This is a genomic window from Paenibacillus sp. ISL-20 (genome assembly GCF_018613005.1).
Taxonomy (GTDB): Bacteria; Bacillota; Bacilli; order Paenibacillales; family Paenibacillaceae; genus Paenibacillus_AQ.
On sequence record NZ_JAGGRD010000040.1, the window covers coordinates 23008 to 44357 of the forward strand.

Here is a 21350-nt window from a genome sequence, read left to right on the forward strand (position 1 = left end):
GATCTGTAGGCTGTGCTGTTTAAAATATGAATTACATCTCTTCAATGAATTACATCTCTTCAATGAATTACATATATAAAAGCCTTTGGGCTCTTTTCTTTTTATTTAGACCCTGTCGTATAACGTTCTTGTATTCACGACATCGATCCCCCTTAGATAGCTCTTATCTTAGGGGGATCGATGTGTCTGCCTGAAGCCACTTCCTTGAAATCTCCTCGGGCAGACCAAGTGGCGAATGGCGCGAAGCTGGAACACGTTGTTATCCGATGCCCCTGACTTCTTGAGTCACTTCAATAATATTCTTCTACGATTGTTTATCGTTCTTTTTGAATCAATGATGTAATAATAATTTCTGCACATTCTTCTGGTGTATTCAAACTCGTGTCCACTGAGCAGCTATAATGAATGTTTAGTGACATAATTTTATTTTGCTCATCTGATTGTTCTTCTCTTCTATCACCACGTTCTATATTTCGCTTACGACAAAGCTCTAGAGGACAATACACCTCGACTATCTCCAGAGGATACCCATTAAAAATCTCTTTGACTTTATCATAATGTGGTTTTAACTCTGGCCTTTCAACTAGTATCCCATCGATTAATACATGCTTTCCACTATCCGAAAATAATTTTGCTGTGTGATACATTATAATTATTGCTTCACTTAAATACTTCCAGTAATCTGTCTGCAGATGTTTATCACCAATCGTATTTTCAAAAAGATCATTGGCAACTACATAAAAAAATAGTTTAGAGTAAGATTGCATAGCTTCTACAATTGAAGTTTTACCTGAACTTGTTACGCCATTCAAAAATATAATTTTCCCTTTACCCAAATTGCTCAACTTCCTTTGTATGTTTTATACTCTCTCTTATGTTTTATAAGATTTCGGGGGTTTCAGATAACGTTTCGTGTTCACGACGTCCCACCACCTTAAGCGAACGATAGTGAGCGGTCGCGATGCGGTTAGGTGGTGCGGATGTGTCGCCTGAATCTACTTCCTCGACTTATTTTCTGGCGACCGAGGCGGCTTGTTCGCCGATGTGTGAACGCATTGTTATAGGATGTCAGTGCCTTCTTCGAGATACCTGCAAAGCACGTTCCATCAATCTTTAATATAGCTATAAAAATCATTCCTACTTAACTCAATATTATTTGATCGTGACGGAACATGACATTCTATATAATTCAAAAGTTCTTGAAATGTGGTTTCAACATCATTCTTTGAATTCAATATTCGATATTCATTTGGAAGAGTATTCCTCCCCCTAATAAGAGAATTCGTTTTTATGGATTTTTCCCAATCAAGATAACTATTCCCATTATTTCTGTTTAGAATTCTCTGTTTAATCACTTCGTCTTCATCACTGTAAAGTGTAAAAATAATATAGTTGTATCCTTCAAATACAATAGGAATATCCAGCATTCGAACGTCATCCAGATCTGTAATTACAACATTCTTAAACCCATGTCGATTATAGTTTTTAGCAACCAGTATCAAATTCTCAAAAGCCAATTGTTCTTCATGTCTTTGAGTGATTTGCACTGACGGTGTTAAAGAACGAAATTCCGGAATCCAACCAAATTCAAAATAAGGTGATTTAAAATGATTATGCAATTTCCGAGATAATGTTGTCTTTCCATTCCCAGGTGATCCGTGAAGAATGATGAAATCAATGTTCAAAGTTATCGCCTGCTTTCAAGAAACTAAAAAAAGTATTTTTTTGTTCTTGCGCCGATTTCCTATAACGTTCACTGTATTCACGCCCCCCGACGAATGCCGGGGTGTCCGGCTGCTCCTGCTTCCCCGAACTCCCTCAATGCCGGACCAAGGGCGTATGCCCGATGCGTGAATATAATGTTATCGGATGTCAATACCTTCTTCGATCCAGCTAGCATAAGATTAATGAATATCACAATAGCAGCTAAAGAGTAGGGTTGTAGATAGCATTGAAATTAAATTGGTATTCATTATCAATACGGATATAGCCAAGAATACAGTGTTTTCTATTCCTTCGAAAAATACTAGAATAATTCTCATTATCTTTATTGCCTTCAGCAACTAGAATCTCATGCTCTTCGCACGAAATCACAATTCCTATATGATCATGCGGATTATCAGATAAAAGTCCTTCGTAGACTACAATATCGCCGCGTTCAGGTACAAAGTCTCCCTGACCGTCATAATAAAAAAATCCAGTCTCAGGCAGTTTCGCCCATTCCAATATCGCACCTACCCCCGCTAAACGATGATTTCCATTCGGATAACGTATAGGAAACAGAAATCCAGATGACATACAGCAATGATAAACAAATGCAGCGCCCCAATTATTCTTAAGTACTTTATAGATATCGGGATCAGGCCAATACTGGCAAATTTCCCGATATCGTTTGTCACCCGGAATGCCCATAATCTTCTGCTTAGCAAGATTTTCCGAAATATCAGCCAATAACTGACGTTTGTCTTTAATGACGTTAGGAAAATTACCGTGGGTTATAATTTCTTCCTTTACGCAAGCAGCTTCGATTGAAAATTCGTCCAGCAAATTTAAAAGTCTCTTTATATCCAGATGAGGCACGGTTTGATCCATATTCTGCAAAAACTTATGCAACACAATGGCATCCTTGATTAATTCATCATATAGACTATGAGTTTGTTCCCTCTGATCCTGATAAAATATTGCTCGCAAAATAACAAGCTGCTCTTCCTTTGAGAAAATACCTAGATCTCTTATGATTGGCCTAACCGCCTCAGCGCTATTGATTCCAGGGTAATGAATAATGCCGGTTTTATAATGGTAAAAGTAATGAAGTAAACCTGCGACTGCAGCAATTTCCGGTTCGATCCCTCTTTTCATTGCAATTATTGATGCAATAGATGATACCCCATACAGTCGAACAGAAGCTTCCTGTTTTTTTAGCGTACTGTCCATACTAGATATCATTTCATTAACAAGTATACGAATACTTTCTACCCGTGATTTCAAATTCCCCAAGACCATCCCTGCTTTCTTGACTTGGTAATGCTGAACTAAACTACCTGTAATGCACTTCAGATACGATTTGATAATATGTATTGATTTCCGATAACGTTCTTGTATCTACGAACCCGAGAGGCTTAAGAGAGCGTCAGCGAACGGGTCTGAAGGACTTAGCCTCGCAGGGTTGTTCGCTGATTCACTTCTTTGCATAAATCTTCTCGCGAACCAAGGGCAAAGCCAGCAGCGTAGATACAGTGTTATGTGATGGATCTGTCTTCTTCGAGATGCCCAAATGCTTCATTGTATATATCGCTCATATCAAAGCCAAATCCCCATCCAATGTCCTGACTGGAAACCATGAGCTTATGGCACCATTCTATATAATTATCTTTTTCATGTTTGACTATTATTGTAACTGCTTGATCATATATGCTTGCTATTGTGTGATAAAATTTCTGATCTATGTCCCCAAAAGTATTAGTAAAATTTATACCACAATCTACTGTGAATAACATTATATCTATAACTTGCTCTTGATTCGTAGTTAACTTGCTAAAATCTTGAATAGCTTTCTTAATAACTGGATATCTCAAAATTTCTCTACTTCTTGGATTAAATTCTTTTTTTACTATTTTTTTATATTTTTCCAGCAAATCTTCATTATCAGGATTAAGCTTAGCAAAATAGTAGTCCTGTATTTCTGAATGTGTTTTAACTATAGAAATAATCTCTTTCTCGAGTTGCTGCCTATCAAGTAGTTTTAAGTATTTTTTTAGATCGTTTATTTTTAATTTTGACATCATAGTACCCTCGCTTAATTGTATTTCAAATCTTTCACATAACGTTCTCGTATTCACCACGCCTGGCGGATGCCAGGTGTGTCCGGCCGCTTTTGCTTCCCTGAAATCCCTCTGCCGGACTGAGGGCGTATGCTCGATGCGTGAATATAATGTTAAGCGATGGTAATGTCTTCTAAGTGATACCTTAAAATCAAAAAATAATTGGTCTTAGACAAACAATTCCTGCAATTTTCTTCAACAAATCGTCTTTATCGTTATTCACAAACCATTTATAAGCTTTCTCATTAGAAACTAGTAGTACCGCCTCTGATATATCAAATTGAAAATCACCTTTGACCCTCCATTCTCTCTCGTGAGTCCAGTCAATAATATTTGATCTATCACTTAAGTTAAAATTAACAATTCTCCAATGTTCATCCTTGGGTAACATTTTCTTTGCTATTTCTGTTTGTTCATATATAGCAGGACGAACACCTTTTTCATATGCATAGATTTTTCTAAATGCTATACCTGCCGGCAAGTAACGAACTTTTATTTTTTCCTTAGGCATACCGCTTTCTACTTGCTTTTCTCTATAACCTTGCTCATGTAGTATATTTTGAACTAGAGAAACTGGAGGGGTATCCTGAAAACAAACTGCGGGGTTATCTCCCACAATAAATCCTGGGGAACCGGGTTTACTCCCAATAATTTTTCCATCCTTTAATATTTTCATTAAGACTTGACCTGTCTTCAAATCACCTGTTGCTCTAGTTAGATGAGTAATATAAGTCGTGAGGTCTGTTTTCCCGCTAATCCTGTTATTCCATTGATCTATTGTATAAGGCATTCAATCACGTCTTTCTTTATAGTGTTTTTACATTACTTTCACTTAACGTCCTCGTATTCACGAAACGACCCAGCCTTAGATAGCTCTTATCTTAGGCTGGGTCGTTTGTTGTCTGAGCATCTTCTTCGATTGTTCATCTGACAACCAAGAGACCGCAAGGTATCGCAGCGTGAATATTATGTTAAGTGAAGTCTCCCACTTCCTGAATAGCTTTCATAATTATTGGTTTTATTTCTTGCAAATTTCTTGTAGATACTTCCCAAATGATGCTTTCATCAATACCAAAGTATTCATGAATCAAGATGTTCCTTAGCCCAATCATATTCCTCCATGGAACTTCCTGATACTTTTTCTTTATTTCATCATTAATGTTTCTAGCCGCTTCTCCAATTATTTCTAGATTTCGTACTACTGCATCCAAAAGCATTTGATTTGATAAAAAGTCCTCATACTCAACGTTCAAGAGATACGATTCTATCCGATGAATTGACTCTAAAATGTCCATTAATGAATTTATTGGCCGTTTCACTGATATTGTACCTCACTAAGTATTTCATCCTTCATATAAGGTTTAATGGCATTAGGAGTAACAAGATCAACGTGGCGGTTAAATATAGTCTCCAAATAATGCTTCAGCTCCAGGAATTCAAAGCCAACAGGACGAGAAAATTCAACTAACAAATCAATATCACTGTTTTCTGTCTGTTCATCACGAGCAAAGGAACCAAATAGCCCGATCTTCTCGACATAAAAATGTTCCTTCAAATAATGCTTTTCGGATCTCAATTTATTTTCAATATCTTCTCGCTTCAATGAACTTCCCTCCTCTGAATCATTATTATGCTTTCATTATAACCTAAAGAGTTATTTTTGGTTCCTAGTGTCTTACGGGAGATTTCACTTAACGTTTTCGTGTTCCTGAGCCCGAGAGGCTTAAAGGAGCGTAGCGACTGGGTGGCTCTGCCGCCTAGCTTCGCAGGGTTGTCTGCCTGCTCAACTTCTTCGAAAACCCTCGGGCAGACCAAGGAGCGAACGCGACGCAGCAGGAAAACGGTGTTAACTGATGTCAACGACCTCTTCGAAATACCTCAAAACAGTCTTCCAACCTACTTCACTGAATCGCCTTCAAACACCGTCCTTCAACCTACTCCACTGAATCACCTTCAAAACACTGCTCTTCAATCTACTTCACCGAATTGCCTTCAAAACACTGCTCTTCAACTGCTTCATTGAAAGATCTTCAAACCATCGTTCTTCAATCTACTTCATTAAACTGCATTCAATACAATCCCGTTGATTTCAGTTAACGTTCTTGTGTTCCTGACGTCGGTTCCCCTTAGATAGCTCTTATCTTAGGGGAATCGATGTGTCTGCCTGATTCGCCTTCGAAATCCATCGGGCAGACCGAGCGGCGACAGCCGCGAAGCTGGAACACGTTGTTATGTGATGGTGATGCCTACTTTGATTAACTCACAAAGATTTCGCCTCTATATGGTTCCGTTATTTGATCTATAAAATATTCCTTGATGAAATATTCAGTTACTCTTGGGAATTTATACGGTTTTAACAGTTCATTCGACTGCGTTATTGCTTGTAATATTTCATTAATAGGTAACCATTCTATTCCGATTTGTCCGACATCAGCCTGAGAACTACTTAACTGGTTGCTAATTGGATTAATGTTACATTCGTATATAAAATCTACAGCATGTACTTCCTTCATAATATTTGAGTATTCGTGGTTTTTAGATATGTATTCTCTGACGCACACTAACTTGCAGTCTAGTAGATCCACCCCAAGTTCTTCTAAGCATTCACGCTTTAAAGTCTGTTCCAAAGTTTCATCTAGCTCTTGAGCCCCACCAGGTAAAGCATAATAGACACCTACATCTGGTCGCTCTTTCTTAATGGTGAGTAACATTTCATCCTGTATAATTAATGCACGAACTGTATTTCTAATCATTTCGAATACCCCTCTCCGTCAAACTAATTATTGCATCACTTTCACATAACGTTCTTGTATTCACGAACCCGAGAGGCTTAAAGGAGCGTATGCGACTGGGTGGTTAGCCACTTAGCCTCGCAGGGTTGTCTGCCTGCTCATACTTCACCGAATTGCTTCGGGCAGACCAAGGGGGGCTTGTCCCCCGCAGCGTGAATACTCTGTTATGTGATGTCACAGTCCTCTTCGATAAACCTTAGGAAATCTAATCATTCCACATTCTTGTTACTTCTTCTAATTCTAAGTCCTCGAATTGCATTTTATAAATATCTGGTTTCTTTAATTGATTCAAAAACTCCAAGCCAAAAGCTGAATCAAAATGATTCATCATCAAAGTCATTACAAGACCATGAGTCCCAATTGCTATTTTCTTCCCTCTGTGCTCTTTTAATATGGGTTTTAGAACTGAGGTTGCTCTTTTCTGACTATCAGCATTAGACTCTCCACCCGGCAAGGTATAATCAGGGTTATTAAAACTCTCTCTGATACTAGACATTAACTCTGCATTTTCAATAATATAAGATGCAAAATGTCGTTCTCTAAGATCTTCAAATACTTTAATATCTAACTTTAAGTGCTCGGCCAATCCCTCAACACTAAGAATTGCTCGAGTATAGGGACTTGATATAATCATGTCTATTCCTTCACCTATAAGTAACTTCGTTACTTTTTCAATATCGATCTTTCCTTTTGGGGTAAGCCCTCTTGTTCTTTCATTTCCTTCATTGTATGGTGATTCTCCATGCCTAACCATATAGATAATTGTCTTCATACAAGCCTCCTTTATATGCTTTCATTAAGTGTCACACTGTGATTTCACATAACGTTCTTGTATTCACGATGTCCCACCGACTTAAGGCGACGAAGTCGCCGGGCGCAATGCGCTTAGTCGGTGCGGATATGTCCGCCTGAATCCACTTCCCCGAACCCCCTCGGGCGGACCGAGGGCCTAATGGCCCAAGCGTGAACATATTGTTATCTGATGGAGCACGCTTCGAAGCGATACTAAAAGAAATTATATATTCCGTCTTCGAAATAGTGATATTCTTCATCAGTTATTCTTAACTTTCCATATGCGTTAAAGAATATTTCTTTATCTCTTTCATTATCGAAAGCATTATGTTTCGGCCTGATTGCTAATGCTACATCATATCTTGGATCACCGTAAGCAGCTCCTGACCAATCAATAACTCCAACTACGTTGCATTCATTAACTAGTACATTATCTATTGTATAATCGCCATGAATCAAAGTGTTATCTATTGGGTTGGGTCTTACTTCTTTCAACCGTTTAAGTAGTTCCTCTGATCCGTCTACTTCATAGTGAGTTAGATTATATTCAGCTTTACTAAGTATTGTATCTATCCAAAGAGTATCATGCTTCTGCAATTCAATTGGGCAAGGGCATTCATGTAATTTCTTTAAACAAAGTCCAAAGTTAGAAATAGCTTTTTCTTTATCTTTGAGATCAGGCTCTCTCGATAGAAATTCTCTCAAACTTATCCCCTCAATATAATCCATTAAAACCCATCTTGATTTATTCTTGACATGATATGAATATGCTTTTGGAACCGGTAGTCCCGTATGGTAAAGATATTGAAGTACTTTGTATTCTTCTGATAGCCACTCATTGTATAGATCGTTTTCCGTCTTCTTGATTATGTACTTTTTATTTGACGTATCCAGTATAGCCACGATAGAAGTATGACCTTGTCGAGGAAAAGTAATTTTCTGGACCTTTCCAATTTGTTCAATTATCTCAATTGGTACATCCTGAATATTCATGATTTCATCCTTTCTTGTACTTCGTGCACTTTCAGATAACGTTCTTGTATTCATGAACCCCAAAGGAGTTGTCTGCTGAAATTCCTCCTCGAAATCCATCCGCAGACTAAGGCTCCGAAGGAGCCGCTGCTTGAATATTATGTTATACGACGGAATCTCATCTTTGAGTAACCAGCAGATATTCTCATCCCATCATTGATCTGCTATATGCTCCAATAGATCTCCAGGCTGGCATTCCAATGCCGTACATAATTTATCAATTACTTCTAACGATACATACTCATTCGTATTGAGCTTTGCCATCGTTGCCGATGAAATCCCCGTCATTTTTAATAAATCTTGTTTCTTAATCTCCCTGTCAATCAATAATTTTTGAAATGGTTTATAACTTATCATCTGGTACCCCTTCATATCCGAATTGAATTTTTCTTTAATTATATGAAAGTATATTTCCTTAATCAAAAATAACTTTGATATGTCTTGACTATAAATTTCATTATGATAAAATAATGTTCAACAAGTTAAATTTTTGTTCGTAAAATAAAACATAACGGACGGTGATCATCCATGCACAATTCTTTAGAAGTTTTACTGGATTCGTTGATTCGTAATCGAATTGAAGCTTTATATAGCGACCTTCTCAAAAACAACTCCATCTATAATCAACAGTTACATGAGCTTTTACCTAAGGATATGCATAAAACTCTATTTCTTTACGATGACGCAGACCTTTCTGTTCATACAATATTAGAACGAGAAATCTATTTACAGGGGTTTAAGGATGCTCTTCAATTACATAATGAATTAAATATATCATCTAATTGAGAGCCAAACGGCTCTCTTTTCATTTGAGTCTGTCGTATAACGTTTCAGCATTCACGAACCCGAGAGGCTTAAAGGAGAGTAGCGACTGGGTCGAAGACTTAGCCTCGAAGGAGTTGTCTGCCTGAATCCACTTCTCCGTATTATCTTCAGCAGACCAAGGGCGTAGCCCGCAGCGTGAATGTTGTGTTATACGAAGACTTGCTCTTCATCGAAAAACCTCACTAAACCTCTTCGAATGTACTTTCGAAAAAAAGGCCCTTCAATATTATTTATATAGTTTTCAATAATCTTTCTCATTGGTTGAGGAAGAAGGTTATGTCGGTCCATCTCATTTATGGGTATCCAATAAAATTCTAAATGGCTCTCTTTTGATTCTGGATTCTCTCTATAATCTGCGTTTTCTAATTTAGTAATAAAAACATGATTTATCTCTTGATGATATGTTCCTTCATCTTCGTGTTCAGCTTCTACTGCTCCTATGTACGGCCCGACTTCACTTATTAAACCAAGTTCTTCATTTATCTCTCTATACAAAGAGGTTCTAATACTTTCATGAAACTCAACATGTCCTCCTGGTAAAAATGTGTTATCCATTCCTATACAATGGGCAACGAAAAGATGGTTATCGGTTAATATGACTCCTCGAGCCAGCACGTGGTACTTTTGTGGTTGTTCTTGCTTTTTCATTTTGAAGTCTCCTTCTAAAATTGTTGGTTTTTAATAGGGGTTAGCAAGTTTTCGTATAACGTTCCTGTATTCATGACCCAGCGCATGCTGGGTGTCCGGCGAATGCCGGACCAAGGACGAATGTCCGCAGCGTGAATACGATGTTAGCAGATGTCAGGGGCTTCTTCGAGCTACTTGCAATGAATTTACGACTTTCAATGTGCTTGGTTCATTAAGATTGAGATATATTCTTCCTCTTTAAGCCTTGTCACCTTACAGTTCTCATTGGATTCAAATTCTACTATTCTCTCTTCAATTGTTTTATTAGTACGATCTTTAAATACGTCCTCTCTATCATAGTGAGGAAAAATAAGCTTGTCGGTTACACCTAATGCCTTAAAATCCGTTAAATCCATTGTGTTCATCTGTGGAGTAAAGAAATCGACAATGTTAATATTCGGCCCCAGTACTAACGCTCCAGCACTTACTCCAATTATAATTACATTCTGTGCGGCCAGTGTTTTAATAATTTCATCAGCACCACTTTTCTTAGCGTAATACAATAATGTAAATGGATTTCCACCATTGATATATATAACATCTCTATGTATGAGAATTTGCGGGTCATCAAATTCTATATCTACAAAATTAATATGCTGAAACCCCATGTCCTTGAAATCTTGCATTGCCCTTTGTGCATATCTATTATTTTCTTTCATAGGGGATGCTGTTGTAATAATAGAGACCTTTAATTGAGAAATATCTCTATCAATAAAATCCAGAAATTGATTTTTAATATCTTCAGTATAAAAACCACAAGAGGTTAGTAACAAGCTGCTCATTGAAATCCCCGTCCTTAAATAGTTTATCTAATCTTTATAATTTAATTAAGCATTCCCCTGATTTCTGCTAACGTTCCTGTATTCACGACCCAGCGTATGCTGGGTGTCTGGCGGATGCCAGACCGAGGACGAATGTCCTATGCGTGAATATTATGTTATCGGATGTTCCGGTTTTCTAATGAAAATACCTTCAAAATTTCATGATCCAGTTTTTCTTCCAAAGGTTTTTCTAAGAATTCATGCTTTGAATCTTTGTCTACTTCGTGTAAAACATTTCTAATATGCTGCTTAAATTGTTCTTCTAATATGTGAAGTGATATGTATTCACTATTATCTTCACTGATTTTTATTTCTTTAAATCCATTAAGTTCTTTCACTATTAGAATCGCTTCAAACTCGTGAATATCCCAAATATTAATGTATGCTCCAAATCGGTAGCTAAGGGTTCCACTCATCCAATGATTTTCAATTTTTTCTATATCGCTATATTTAGCATTATGGTCTTTTTTAGCTTCTACAACTAGCAAATTAAAACGATTGCTCACCCGTTTGTGAAAAATAATATTTCGATTATAGTTTAGTTTTGTTACATCTAATTCATTGTTAAGCCAGAAAATATATTTACTAAGTTCATTACATAAGTGGTGGGTTAAATTCCATTCTGTCATACCTGTCTGACTTGTATATTTAAAAAAGTCATTTTCGTTCTGAAAAAAGTTTTGTATTGATGAATAAATCACATTTTTCATTAGTTTTTCCATCATTTCACTCCTTTAAGGAATTTCCGATAACGTTTTGTATTCATGAACCCCGTAAGGGGTTGTCTGCTGAAATCCCTCTTCGAAATCCATCCCCCTGACCCAGGCTCCAAAGGAGCCGCAGCTTGAATATTATGTTATATGAAGGTTGCAACTTCCTCGAGATTTCTAACTAAAATGCCCTTGCATAAAAAGCCTTACCCAGCCAATAAACGCTCTTACATCATCTTGTGTAAATTCACTCCAATTACCGTGAGCCGCTTTATTTCTTAAATCAGCAAATGCGGTTATTTGTTTGTGCGTTAATTTATTGTATATACCTTCCTTTGCCAAATCAGCATTCATTTTATCTAATTTTGGTTTGGCATCAATCTCAATTTGATGACGATCACATAGTTTCCTTAACCCATCTTCTAATATGCAGCCAGTAATAACTGCAGCAGGTTGAAAGTATCCCGCTTCTAATAAATACTCGGACTGCTCAAGAAAATCATCAAACACTTCAGCTTCTATTATTGTTTTCAAGTCAAACAGGAAATCATGTTCAAAATCATCTTTTGCTGCTTTCAAAATACCAAGGATTCTAACCGCTGGAGAGTATGTAACGTACTTTTCCGCAATTTTATTGATATTTTTTAAGTGAACGCTATCTTTTCCGAATACTCGTTCTATTAAATTTTGAGTACTTGTTGCCCATTGAGAAGCTATTTCCGCATCCACTCTATCATCACCAATAACGTTTGATCCAGGACTTTTTCGAGTATTCATTACTTGTTGTCCTAAGTTTAATAACTCTTCAAATCTTTTAACTATTTTTTCAGTTACTGTCATCTTTTCATCTCCAGTATTTGGTTTATTGCAACTTTCATATAACGTCTTTGTATTCACGAACCCTCACTGGCTTAAGGGGCGTATGCCCCGGGTCCGACGGACTTAGCCAGTGCAGGGTTGTCCGGTTGACTCCACTTCCCCGAAATCCCCCTGCCGGACCGAGGGCCGGACGGCCCGATGTGTGAATACGGTGTTATAAGATGTACCCGCCTTCTAAGGGTTACCTATGTAAGTGGGTTTTCTCCGAATTTTCCCCATAATAATGGATATCTTTCCTCAAGGTCTTCTTCTTCCCAATCTAATTCAATTTCTATTGGTTCAAATTTATATCCTCTGGCTTCTAATTCATCTAAAAACTTTGTATTAATTTCGTCGTCATACTCAATTTCACCGGTATTTTGATAAGTGTAGGCATCTGATGCCACTGATAATATCTCTTCCAATTGGGGTGCAAATACATCTTCTTGTAAATTATCTTCCGTGAAATATTCAGCCAAATATTCAGGATTCTTTAATGCCTTATTGAATAGTTCTTCTCCTCTAGAAATTAACCAACCTCTGAAGTAGTCAATTCCATCATCGGAACACCCCCCCATTATTACGAAAGCAGCTCCCCATAATGAAGGTGTATAAGACTGATCCATCTTGTTCCTAAACTCTATTTCAAAATTAAAGATCTCATCAGTTTTTTGTTTAGTTAATTCATTGGTTAACCATTCTACCTGTTCTTCACCATGTTCTTTGGAACGATTTATCAATTCCCAAAAGTTATTATTATTCATTGAATAAACCACCTTTTATATTATTTTATTTCTCTTTGCGGGGATTTCTTATAACGTTCCCGTATCCACGACGTCCCACCGACTTAAGCGACCAACGGGAGCGGCCGCGATGCGGTTAGTCGGTGCGGATGTGTCCGGCTGAATCTGCTTCCTCGAAAACTGAAATGCCACTCCGAATCCTCATCTAACTTCGTGCCGGACCAAGGGCGAATGCCCGATGCATGAATATGGTGTTATATGATGTCAGCGCCTTCTTCGAGATCCTTACAATGTATTTGAATCTAAAGCTTTCAAAATATCCTTCACTAATAATTCAGTTATCATATCACGTGTAGATTCATTAATACTTACTAGCTGTACTTCCTTGTTATATTTGATTTTGTCAATTCCCGGATGACTATCTAGCGGAACTGTCCCTAAAACAATTCGATTATCATAAATGATTTCTTGTACTTTTCTTTGGAAAGATAAGGATAACATCTGCAGGAATCCAATTTCATCAATTACAATAATCTTTTTAAATGTCATGGCCTCTTGTAATACTCTCAAAGCAAATTTTTCGAATTTTTCTATATCGATTCCGTATCTTCCAATTCGAGTTTGACTGGGACTCTCTACATGCGCAATTTCCACACTCTCTCCATCAACGGATACGCATCTGAAACCAATTCGCTCATTAATTGAATTAGTTATTTCCTCAGTGTAAAATCCACCCCAAGTTTCTGATCCAATCTCATTTATAAGTTTTTTTATCAAAGTTGACTTCCCTGCTCTTGGCTTTCCCGTGAGCAAAAATACTCTTTTAGAGCTCTGCTGTTCCCCGTCTATTCTTGACAACAACTTATAGTCAGGTGGATTCAAATTCCACGTCTCATAGGGAACAGAGCGTGCCACACGTAGCGTATCTAAAATGCGAGATTTTAAATGAGGCCGTTTAATGTATTCATCCATTGTAGTTTCATCCAAGTGTAAAAACTTCGCATCAAGTATCTCTTCGGGTTGAATTGTTATTTCACCGCTCACATAGTCCGCATTAAAAACCACAGACAATACGTGAAGTCTTTCATTATAGTAGACGCCGGACACTCCGATGGGGCGGATGACAACTCCGGTTTCTTCAAGGAATTCACGACACACCGCTAGTTCTAATGACTCCCCAGCATCAACAAATCCTCCCGGCAATTCCCAAGTATCAGCTCGTAAATGTGTTCGAACCATCAATACATGCCCCATCTTATTCTGAACAAATGCAGATACAGCAACTAAATGTTTTGACTGTTCTTGCATTGTCAAACACCACCGATCAAAGATTGTGTATTCTGAAGTTTAACATTGAGGGTTTGCGCTGATTTCCTATAACGGTCTGGTACTCACGAACCGAGAACCTTAAGGCTCCGGAGGAGCCGACCGCGATGCGGTTAGGTTCGCAAGGTTGTCCGCCTGAATCTACTTCATCGAAATGCCTCTGACGGACCGAGGACCGAATGGACCAAAGCGTGAATACTATGTTAGATGATGTAGTTGCCTTCTTAGCCTTACTTTCTAAATTTAAGGTTGTTTAATTTTTTTGTAGTTTTCTCTTCTAATGCGATCTCAACTAATCCTAGTAGCATATTTCTAATAAGTAATTTAAAAGATACATTAATAAAGAATAAAAGAGCTCCAAACAAAGGAACACAGTACAAGAGAAAAAAAGGAAGCCACGTGAATTTATCACGTGCCGACTTCATTAAAATAGTAGCCACTGAAAAAATAAATGAAAAAATAATCCCTATGTACTGATTATTTTTATATAGTTCAATTGCAGCTTGGTAACTCACTTTTGTTATTTTAAGTTTTTCCTCACTAAAACTTCTGTAATGGTTTAATAATTCCTTATCATATGACAGATCTGAGTTTTTATTGCGTTCGTTTTTTATAACTTTCTTTGTTATGTATCTTGAAATAATTTTTATCATGTATGCTTATCCTTTCTTAAATTATTTGCAGCTATTTCATATAACGTTACCGTATTAACGACGCCGAGAGGCTTAAGGATTCCTTAGGTCAATCCGATTCCGGATCGGCCCGGTCCGGCTGCGCTTGCGCAGTTAGCCTCCCAGGTGTGTCCGCCTGACTCAACTTCTCGGAATGCCTCGGGCGGACCTAGGGGCAGCGTCAGCTGGCCCGCTGCGTGAATATAATGTTATTCGAAGCACTTGCCATCTTGAAAATGCTAACTTATCTTGTCATTGTTATTGTCCACATATTAAATCCATTCTTTAAATAGTATTCAAATACTTCCTTCCAGTTTTTGTTTGCCGAACTTACTAATATTCTTTTGATTCCATCTTGTTCAAGTTCGTCAATTATTGTCTGGATTAAAGTTTTTCCTTTACCTCTTCCTCGATACTCTCTAACAATATAGATTTCTTCTAATTCAAAATACTTTTGTTCATCTTTATCAAATACAGAGAAACCGGGGTTGCTTTTCAATTGACCATAAGCATATCCGATTATTCTATTTCCATCACTCACTACCCAGAAATAGCCACCTAAATAGCTATTTAATGTTTCATTTGTATTAGCAACAAGTCCATAAGTGATATCTTCTTGCTCCCACTCGAGAGACAATTGTGCTATTTGAACAAGATCTGATTGTTCTGCTCTTCTTATCATATTTATTGATCCTTTTAAATTGTGGTATTATCAAGCATTGCAAGTATTTTGCATAACGTTGTTGTATTCACGAACCCGAAAGGCTTAAGCGCGCAAGCGCGGGTCCGACGGACTTAGCCAGTGCAGGGTTGTCCGGATGTAACCGCTTCCCGAAATTCCCCTGCCGGACCGAGGGCGGATGCCCCGATGCGTGAATATGGTGTTATTTGATGTCATCGCCTTCATTGAGGTACATTCAGATATCTGTTTTCATAACTTGGATTGTAATATCTAAAATAGTTATACTCCATTTGTTCACCCACGGATCCGAGTTGTTTCTTTCCGTAGTTTATGAAACCAGCTTTCTCAATCACTTTTAACGAGTGGGGATTATCGTCCACAATTGTCGCTATTACATAGTGAATATTAAATGTGTTGAGAGCCCATTGGGTTAAGGCTATTGCAACCTCAGTGGCATACCCAAAACCTCTAAAATGTTTGGAAATACCATAGCCAATTTCAGTTTCAGAGAGCTCCTCAATTACTCCGACATGACAATGCCCTACAAAAATAGAATCATCCCTTGTTACCACTGCAAAATAAACCGCATCAGATACAACATTAAAAGTTTCGTATTTACTTATCTGCCAATCCAAAAAGTCTGAAGCTTGTTGTTTATTCATTTTCCATCCTGAAGGCCAATCATTTGTATACGCTTGTAAACAAAGAGCGTAAATATGTTCGAAATCATCTCTCGTAAGTCTTCTTATCATTAGACGATCAGTCAGTATAGGTAATGAGGCTTCTGCTTTATTCATTCTTCCTCCATTTGAGATAGATAATTTTATTAGTTTGCGCTGATTTCATATAACGTTCTTGTATCTACGAACCCTCACCACCTTAAGGGACGTCAGTCCCGGCCGCGGCGCGGTTAGGTGGTGCAGGGTTGTCTGCCTGATCCAACTTCTCCGAATTATCTTCAGGCAGATCAAGGGGGCTTGCCCCCCGAAGCGTAGATAATTTGTTATGAGATGTCAATGCCTTCTCTGACTAACCCCAAAACATTCCTCTTTCATCTTTATCTTCGATTTCCAATTGTTTTTCAAAGTTTTCATTCGGTTTAAAATCATCTATATAGTGCCATTTTCCCTTGCTATCTTTCCAATAAATCTTCCACTGATCTTCATCTTTACGAAACTGAGCAATAGCCATTTGCACCCACTGATCGCCTCGGAATGCTGGTCGTTCCTCAATTAATGTCACATTCTTTCCTCTAATTTTGTAACTGATTCTAATTTGGTTTTGTAGATGTTTTGGTATTTTATCTCTTGTATAATTATGCATGATTTTACTTATTCTTGTTTTCGTAAATTCGTCCATGAGATTACTCCTTGCTTGAATTTAGATACTTTGACGTTATTATACGTGTTTCTAATATCGAATTCATTGATTTCTCATAACGTTCCCGTATTCACGACGCGAGCCGGCCTTAGATAGCTCCTATCTTAGGTCGGCTCGTGTGTCGTCAGAGTTATCTTCCATGATTATACATCGGACGACCTCAGGGGGTAATCCCCGCAGCGTGAATATTATGTTAGATGATGTCTCAGCCTTCTTCGAGATACTATCCAATTATTTCTTTTTTGCATCAATAATTAACGATGAAAATCCCAAATTTCCGTTCTGGTTTCGATGGTCAAATCTCTTAGACCTATAGATAAATCCATTCTCTGGATTCCAGTCTTTAAAATAAAACTCCCCATCTTCATCACAATATTCTAATAACTCTACTTCAAAGCCTGCTTCCTCAAACATAGTAGTTATAGTCTTATAATTATGTACTATCTTATGACTTGCTGCCTGGTGATCTAGTGGTCCTGGCCCACCAATCTTGACTATGTTCTGATACTCTTCATTTGGAAAATATCCATCAGGAACTGCACAACGAATATAACCTCCCGTATTCAAATACTTGTAACAAATTTTTGCAGCTTGAACTCCTTCTTCGTAAGTCAAATGCTCCCAAACGTGCTCTGATAGTATTGCTTCAATTCTACGATCTTTGAAACTTTGTTCCCAATCTTCTAATCTTAGTAAATCCAGTTCATCCTCTTGTGTTTGTATCCATCCTTCATAGTTCTGCGATGAAGCACCTATAATGATTTTAATTGGTTCTGTTAATGCTAAATGAGAAATATTTATCATAGATTCTTACCCTCTCTACTTAGAATTACTTAAAATAAATATTGCAGAGATTTCATCTAACGTTTTTGTATTAACGACGTTCAATCCCCTTAGATAGCTCTTATCTTAGGAGATTGAATGTGTCCGGCTGCTTAGCTTCTTCGAATCTCTTCTGCCGGACCGAGGGACGAATGTCCTGAAGCGTGAATACAGTGTTAACTGATGGTCAGCACTTCTTCGACAACTCACATACCCTGGCAATAGACTTATTGTTTTTTGAAAGTTTCGATGTTTAGATTTAATGAAGAACTGATTATATTAAACACGTTGTCCCAATCATGTTTTGTGTATCTATAATAATCGATTTGATGGGAAGATCCTTCAAAATGTCTAATTCTAGCGATTTTCGGTTTGTATAATATTTAATTGTTTCTGCAGTCCACCAATGAGGCTTTGATCGTATTTGAGTTGTGTGTTCTAATGACTCGCTGACACTGTTCTGTGACAAATAAAATAAAACTGGATTTAGAGGACGAAGGATCTCTGCAAGTCCTGTGATGTACTCATTGATATCAGAGGCTGCTATTTCAGGATATAATCGATTGATATCATGAATTTGATGTTGGAACAGGGCACTTTCTAGGATAATAACTTCTTGGTTATTCATTGCAATATCAGCGTATCGCTCGAATCGACGTTCAAATACAGTTTTAAAATTAGTGAATGATACAACAGGTTTATCAGAATAACAGAATTCTTTGGCACCCAGGAAATCTATAAGTTCAGCATGGAATGGTTCTGGTTCTGGAGTTTTATATGGAATTAAGATATACCCCTCCTCAATAATGGAGTGCCTATTAAGCCACTCCTCTTGTTCTGGATAGTTATGTAGCAATTCTTCAAATTCGTTCTTGTGAAAATATGCGTGAAACGGAAGATCAATGGGATGCTCTGACCCTTCAATAAAAACACTAGCTTCAATACCAATAGACATCATGTATTGTTGTAATATCTGTGCAGTTGTCGTTTTCCCTGATCCGGGGATACCTTCAAATAGTATGAGTCTATTACTCTTCACTTTAAACACGCCCCCCAATCACAAACTACCTCTTGTTTTGGTTTTGTTCTTGCTGACTTTCAGTTAACGTTCCCGTATTCACGACCCAGCGCATGCTGGGTGTCCGGCATATGCCGGACCAAGGGCGTATGCCCGCAGCGTGAATATTATGTTATCGGATGCCACTTGGTTTTAGATATTTTTACTTATTTCAATTTGTTTTTTTCGTAACTTGTTTTAAAGTCACCTTCTAATTTCTTTCTGATAGCATCTAATCGAACAATTACATCATTATGCAAATCATAAAAGTCAGAACTATGAAAAACGACTAGTTCTCTATTAAAATACGATCTGAATTCTTCATCTACTATTACTTTTTTATTGTTTACAGAATCCATGACGTAATTTAAAACCTTGTCATAAAGTTCTCGATAAATATCAGTCAATTTTTTTTGGAAATCAAGCATAACGTAGTAGGCATCTGCGTTAATTTCGGAAGAAAATTTTTTTGTTTCTCTTAATTCATTAAAAATGATGGCGTCAAACTGTGTTTCTAAATCTACGAATTCAACATCGTTAGGAGGATCGTTTAATTTCTCAATCCCAATAGCAAATTTATATCTATTTCATGCATTAATTCGTCTAACATTCTCGCTTTGATTCCAAAGTCATCTAGCGTTTTATTCATCTGTTCTCTCTTGATAGCCATTAGAACACCTATAAGCGTAAACAAGCCAGATATTACTCCGCCAAAGTAACTCCCAAAAAATCCGATCCATATGTTACTTGTATCAACTTTTATTAAATGATTAGGAATTATCATTAATATATTCGTAAGAAAAGGTACAACACAAAGAATAATCAATAAGAAAATCAGTATCCTATACCATTTTGAAATAATAAAATGATAAAACTTCATATGTTTATCGCCTCTATCTTTCTTTTAGTGGTTTCCGATAACGTTCTCGTATTCACGATGTCCCACCGACTTAAGGCTGCGTCAGCAGCCGGCCGCGATGCGGTTAGTCGGTGCGGATGTGTCCGTTGAATCAGCTCCACAGCCAAATGCTTCTCGCGGACCAAGGGCCGAATGGCCCGATGCGTGAATATAATGTTAGAAGACGTTACTTGGCTTCAGAGCGATTTCCCACATGACCTTCTTATTCTGGTACCTTAAAAGTTCATATTCTTCTATGTACATGTACTCCCACTTATCTTTGCTGAAAAACCGCTCTATCTCACTCTGATCAAAGAATCTTCTATTAATCCCTTCATTCTTGTATAGATACTTGTCCTGGCTTTGTTGAACTTCACCTTTATTTACTATTTCTTTTGTCGAGTTTAATCTACACAACAATAGTCCTTTCGTATTTAACGCACTATGTATGTTATTTATTATTTTATTGGTCGTATCTTCATCAAAATAATGCAGACTGAGATCCGCTATTAATATGTCTATGGATCCTTTATCAAAGGGTATCGCCTCACTCATGTCAAAGCAATGCGTCGCACAATCAGGAATTGATCCCTTAAGTTTTCTCAGTGCTTCCTCAGAGATATCACATGCTATTGGATTAAATCCTCTCTCTGATAAATAAAGGCTGTTATTCCCTATACCACATCCTAAATCAATAATCCGCATATTAGCTTCATTGAATTCTTTTGAATATTTATCAAGCCAATTATCATAGGTGGGCTTCATGTTTGGTCTTTGAAATGAATGATTCCAATATTCCTTTAAGCTTTTCATAGTAATCTCCAATCAAGTAATGTCGTCTAACGTTCAACGTATTCACGACGTCCGACGTAGTCGGATGTGTCTGCTGAAACGCTTCTAAGAAATCAAAACCAGCAGACCAAGGCTCCTTCGGAGCCGCAGCTTGAATATTATGTTATACGACGGAATCTCTTCTTCGATTAATCTAAAAATCCCTTTATTGTTTCATATAGTTTTGATCTTTCATTTCTTCTTATATCATGTCCACTCTCTTTAAATTCTTCTATTTGAATTTCCGGAAATTGTCTTTTGTATTGTTCTAATCCTTTATTGGATAATAGAGAATCCTTTTGTAATCCACGCATTACAAGCACTGGTTTTGAAAATTCGAATGTGATCTGTTCTTGTATCGAGTCTCGTTGAATTCCATATACTGCTTCCGGCCTAATATTATTGATCCTTCTATAGGGTATTATATAGTTGTCAATATAATCATGTGCCCATTCGACTGGCATGGCCTTATGTTCAGGTGGATAATCTTGAATAATTAACTTTTCAATTCGTTCTGAATACAGTCTTGTATAACCTAAAGCATAAGATACACCTCCTGAGTAACCAAACAAATAAAAATGATCTATATAGGCTGAACTTAA

28 protein-coding genes and 1 pseudogene are annotated in these 21350 nt (G+C 37.4%); 1 reads left to right on the forward strand and 28 read right to left on the reverse strand.

Features of this window, described 5'->3' with window-relative positions; all coding sequences use genetic code 11:
* Positions 1–314: 314 nt before the first annotated feature.
* From J7E85_RS23385 to J7E85_RS23435, 11 genes are all read right to left on the reverse strand, one after another.
* Positions 315–836, reverse strand: coding sequence for a phosphotransferase-like protein (locus J7E85_RS23385; protein WP_215162019.1), 522 nt, complete (start codon positions 834–836; stop codon positions 315–317).
* A gap of 270 nt (positions 837–1106) precedes the next feature.
* On the reverse strand, positions 1107–1685 hold the full coding sequence (locus J7E85_RS23390; RefSeq protein WP_215162021.1) for a hypothetical protein: 579 nt from the start codon (positions 1683–1685) through the stop codon (positions 1107–1109).
* Positions 1686–1926: 241 nt separating this feature from the next.
* Positions 1927–2997 carry a CHAP domain-containing protein gene (locus J7E85_RS23395; protein ID WP_215162023.1) on the reverse strand — a complete coding sequence of 357 codons (1071 nt, stop codon included), beginning with the start codon at positions 2995–2997 and terminating at the stop codon, positions 1927–1929.
* Between the two features lie 242 nt (positions 2998–3239).
* A complete protein-coding gene (locus J7E85_RS23400; protein ID WP_215162025.1) occupies positions 3240–3839 on the reverse strand; it encodes a DUF6155 family protein in 600 nt (199 codons plus the stop codon).
* 133 nt (positions 3840–3972) lie between these two features.
* The gene (locus J7E85_RS23405) at positions 3973–4611 is read right to left on the reverse strand and encodes a DUF2971 domain-containing protein (protein ID WP_215162027.1); all 639 of its coding nucleotides are present in this window, start codon (positions 4609–4611) and stop codon (positions 3973–3975) included.
* A 181-nt stretch (positions 4612–4792) separates the two neighbouring features.
* Complete coding sequence (locus J7E85_RS23410; RefSeq protein WP_285228844.1) at positions 4793–5116, reverse strand: HepT-like ribonuclease domain-containing protein; 324 nt, start codon at positions 5114–5116, stop codon at positions 4793–4795.
* 20 nt (positions 5117–5136) lie between these two features.
* On the reverse strand, positions 5137–5424 hold the full coding sequence (locus J7E85_RS23415; protein ID WP_098743515.1) for a nucleotidyltransferase family protein: 288 nt from the start codon (positions 5422–5424) through the stop codon (positions 5137–5139).
* Positions 5425–6076: 652 nt separating this feature from the next.
* Positions 6077–6574, reverse strand: coding sequence for an NUDIX domain-containing protein (locus tag J7E85_RS23420; protein WP_215162031.1), 498 nt, complete (start codon positions 6572–6574; stop codon positions 6077–6079).
* A gap of 244 nt (positions 6575–6818) precedes the next feature.
* The gene (locus J7E85_RS23425) at positions 6819–7385 is read right to left on the reverse strand and encodes a histidine phosphatase family protein (protein WP_215162033.1); all 567 of its coding nucleotides are present in this window, start codon (positions 7383–7385) and stop codon (positions 6819–6821) included.
* A 233-nt stretch (positions 7386–7618) separates the two neighbouring features.
* Complete coding sequence (locus tag J7E85_RS23430) at positions 7619–8452, reverse strand: phosphotransferase (RefSeq protein WP_215162035.1); 834 nt, start codon at positions 8450–8452, stop codon at positions 7619–7621.
* Between the two features lie 138 nt (positions 8453–8590).
* The gene (locus J7E85_RS23435; protein WP_054403319.1) at positions 8591–8794 is read right to left on the reverse strand and encodes a helix-turn-helix domain-containing protein; all 204 of its coding nucleotides are present in this window, start codon (positions 8792–8794) and stop codon (positions 8591–8593) included.
* 171 nt (positions 8795–8965) lie between these two features.
* Between J7E85_RS23435 and J7E85_RS34225 the strand changes: the two genes are divergently transcribed.
* The gene (locus J7E85_RS34225) at positions 8966–9223 is read left to right on the forward strand and encodes a hypothetical protein (protein WP_251035985.1); all 258 of its coding nucleotides are present in this window, start codon (positions 8966–8968) and stop codon (positions 9221–9223) included.
* A gap of 186 nt (positions 9224–9409) precedes the next feature.
* On the opposite strand, the gene J7E85_RS23440 is transcribed toward J7E85_RS34225, so the two are convergent.
* The 17 genes and pseudogenes from J7E85_RS23440 to J7E85_RS23510 form a co-directional block, all read right to left on the reverse strand.
* The gene (locus J7E85_RS23440; RefSeq protein ID WP_215162036.1) at positions 9410–9910 is read right to left on the reverse strand and encodes an NUDIX domain-containing protein; all 501 of its coding nucleotides are present in this window, start codon (positions 9908–9910) and stop codon (positions 9410–9412) included.
* Between the two features lie 194 nt (positions 9911–10104).
* A complete protein-coding gene (locus J7E85_RS23445) occupies positions 10105–10731 on the reverse strand; it encodes a Type 1 glutamine amidotransferase-like domain-containing protein (RefSeq protein ID WP_215162038.1) in 627 nt (208 codons plus the stop codon).
* A gap of 155 nt (positions 10732–10886) precedes the next feature.
* Positions 10887–11492, reverse strand: coding sequence for a hypothetical protein (locus J7E85_RS23450; protein ID WP_215162040.1), 606 nt, complete (start codon positions 11490–11492; stop codon positions 10887–10889).
* Between the two features lie 165 nt (positions 11493–11657).
* Positions 11658–12320 carry a hypothetical protein gene (locus J7E85_RS23455; protein WP_215162042.1) on the reverse strand — a complete coding sequence of 221 codons (663 nt, stop codon included), beginning with the start codon at positions 12318–12320 and terminating at the stop codon, positions 11658–11660.
* Positions 12321–12544: 224 nt separating this feature from the next.
* Positions 12545–13102 carry a DUF4240 domain-containing protein gene (locus J7E85_RS23460; protein WP_215162044.1) on the reverse strand — a complete coding sequence of 186 codons (558 nt, stop codon included), beginning with the start codon at positions 13100–13102 and terminating at the stop codon, positions 12545–12547.
* A 48-nt stretch (positions 13103–13150) separates the two neighbouring features.
* Positions 13151–13273, reverse strand: coding sequence for a hypothetical protein (locus J7E85_RS34650; protein ID WP_285228843.1), 123 nt, complete (start codon positions 13271–13273; stop codon positions 13151–13153).
* 93 nt (positions 13274–13366) lie between these two features.
* Positions 13367–13942, reverse strand: a complete 576-nt coding sequence (locus tag J7E85_RS34230) for a nucleoside-triphosphatase (protein WP_251035989.1) — start codon at positions 13940–13942, stop codon at positions 13367–13369.
* Positions 13928–14389 (reverse strand): annotated as a pseudogene (locus tag J7E85_RS34235) (NUDIX hydrolase); the annotation flags it as partial. The pseudogene J7E85_RS34235 and the gene J7E85_RS34230, both read right to left, overlap by 15 nt.
* Positions 14390–14637: 248 nt before the next feature.
* Positions 14638–15060, reverse strand: a complete 423-nt coding sequence (locus J7E85_RS23470; protein WP_215162048.1) for a hypothetical protein — start codon at positions 15058–15060, stop codon at positions 14638–14640.
* A 262-nt stretch (positions 15061–15322) separates the two neighbouring features.
* Positions 15323–15760 carry a GNAT family N-acetyltransferase gene (locus J7E85_RS23475; RefSeq protein ID WP_215162050.1) on the reverse strand — a complete coding sequence of 146 codons (438 nt, stop codon included), beginning with the start codon at positions 15758–15760 and terminating at the stop codon, positions 15323–15325.
* A 221-nt stretch (positions 15761–15981) separates the two neighbouring features.
* Positions 15982–16557, reverse strand: coding sequence for a GNAT family N-acetyltransferase (locus tag J7E85_RS23480; RefSeq protein ID WP_215162051.1), 576 nt, complete (start codon positions 16555–16557; stop codon positions 15982–15984).
* 232 nt (positions 16558–16789) lie between these two features.
* Entirely contained in the window at positions 16790–17119 is a 330-nt protein-coding gene (locus J7E85_RS23485; protein WP_215162053.1) for a DUF3024 domain-containing protein, read from the reverse strand.
* Between the two features lie 252 nt (positions 17120–17371).
* On the reverse strand, positions 17372–17944 hold the full coding sequence (locus tag J7E85_RS23490) for a class I SAM-dependent methyltransferase (RefSeq protein ID WP_215162055.1): 573 nt from the start codon (positions 17942–17944) through the stop codon (positions 17372–17374).
* A gap of 292 nt (positions 17945–18236) precedes the next feature.
* Complete coding sequence (locus J7E85_RS23495) at positions 18237–19001, reverse strand: P-loop NTPase family protein (protein WP_215162057.1); 765 nt, start codon at positions 18999–19001, stop codon at positions 18237–18239.
* Between the two features lie 568 nt (positions 19002–19569).
* A complete protein-coding gene (locus J7E85_RS23500) occupies positions 19570–19899 on the reverse strand; it encodes a hypothetical protein (RefSeq protein WP_215162059.1) in 330 nt (109 codons plus the stop codon).
* A 195-nt stretch (positions 19900–20094) separates the two neighbouring features.
* Positions 20095–20730 carry a class I SAM-dependent methyltransferase gene (locus tag J7E85_RS23505; RefSeq protein WP_215162061.1) on the reverse strand — a complete coding sequence of 212 codons (636 nt, stop codon included), beginning with the start codon at positions 20728–20730 and terminating at the stop codon, positions 20095–20097.
* 167 nt (positions 20731–20897) lie between these two features.
* Positions 20898–21350, reverse strand: a 453-nt coding sequence (locus tag J7E85_RS23510) for an alpha/beta fold hydrolase (RefSeq protein ID WP_483311340.1), incomplete at its 5' end; no start/stop codon positions are given.

Coding starts and splice junctions, on each gene's coding strand:
- J7E85_RS23405 (WP_215162027.1), bottom strand. CDS start 4,611: ATGCCTTATACAATAGATCAATGGAATAACAGGATTAGCGGGAAAACA.
- J7E85_RS23425 (WP_215162033.1), bottom strand. CDS start 7,385: ATGAAGACAATTATCTATATGGTTAGGCATGGAGAATCACCATACAAT.
- J7E85_RS23470 (WP_215162048.1), bottom strand. CDS start 15,060: ATGATAAAAATTATTTCAAGATACATAACAAAGAAAGTTATAAAAAAC.
- J7E85_RS23500 (WP_215162059.1), bottom strand. CDS start 19,899: ATGAAGTTTTATCATTTTATTATTTCAAAATGGTATAGGATACTGATT.
- J7E85_RS23485 (WP_215162053.1), bottom strand. CDS start 17,119: ATGGACGAATTTACGAAAACAAGAATAAGTAAAATCATGCATAATTAT.
- J7E85_RS23450 (WP_215162040.1), bottom strand. CDS start 11,492: ATGGAAAAACTAATGAAAAATGTGATTTATTCATCAATACAAAACTTT.
- J7E85_RS23420 (WP_215162031.1), bottom strand. CDS start 6,574: ATGATTAGAAATACAGTTCGTGCATTAATTATACAGGATGAAATGTTA.
- J7E85_RS23475 (WP_215162050.1), bottom strand. CDS start 15,760: ATGATAAGAAGAGCAGAACAATCAGATCTTGTTCAAATAGCACAATTG.
- J7E85_RS23490 (WP_215162055.1), bottom strand. CDS start 17,944: ATGATAAATATTTCTCATTTAGCATTAACAGAACCAATTAAAATCATT.
- J7E85_RS23410 (WP_285228844.1), bottom strand. CDS start 5,116: ATGGACATTTTAGAGTCAATTCATCGGATAGAATCGTATCTCTTGAAC.
- J7E85_RS23460 (WP_215162044.1), bottom strand. CDS start 13,102: ATGAATAATAATAACTTTTGGGAATTGATAAATCGTTCCAAAGAACAT.
- J7E85_RS23480 (WP_215162051.1), bottom strand. CDS start 16,557: ATGAATAAAGCAGAAGCCTCATTACCTATACTGACTGATCGTCTAATG.
- J7E85_RS34225 (WP_251035985.1), top strand. CDS start 8,966: ATGCACAATTCTTTAGAAGTTTTACTGGATTCGTTGATTCGTAATCGA.
- J7E85_RS23430 (WP_215162035.1), bottom strand. CDS start 8,452: ATGAATACAAGAACGTTATCTGAAAGTGCACGAAGTACAAGAAAGGAT.
- J7E85_RS23435 (WP_054403319.1), bottom strand. CDS start 8,794: ATGATAAGTTATAAACCATTTCAAAAATTATTGATTGACAGGGAGATT.
- J7E85_RS23455 (WP_215162042.1), bottom strand. CDS start 12,320: ATGACAGTAACTGAAAAAATAGTTAAAAGATTTGAAGAGTTATTAAAC.
- J7E85_RS23505 (WP_215162061.1), bottom strand. CDS start 20,730: ATGAAAAGCTTAAAGGAATATTGGAATCATTCATTTCAAAGACCAAAC.
- J7E85_RS23445 (WP_215162038.1), bottom strand. CDS start 10,731: ATGAGCAGCTTGTTACTAACCTCTTGTGGTTTTTATACTGAAGATATT.
- J7E85_RS23440 (WP_215162036.1), bottom strand. CDS start 9,910: ATGAAAAAGCAAGAACAACCACAAAAGTACCACGTGCTGGCTCGAGGA.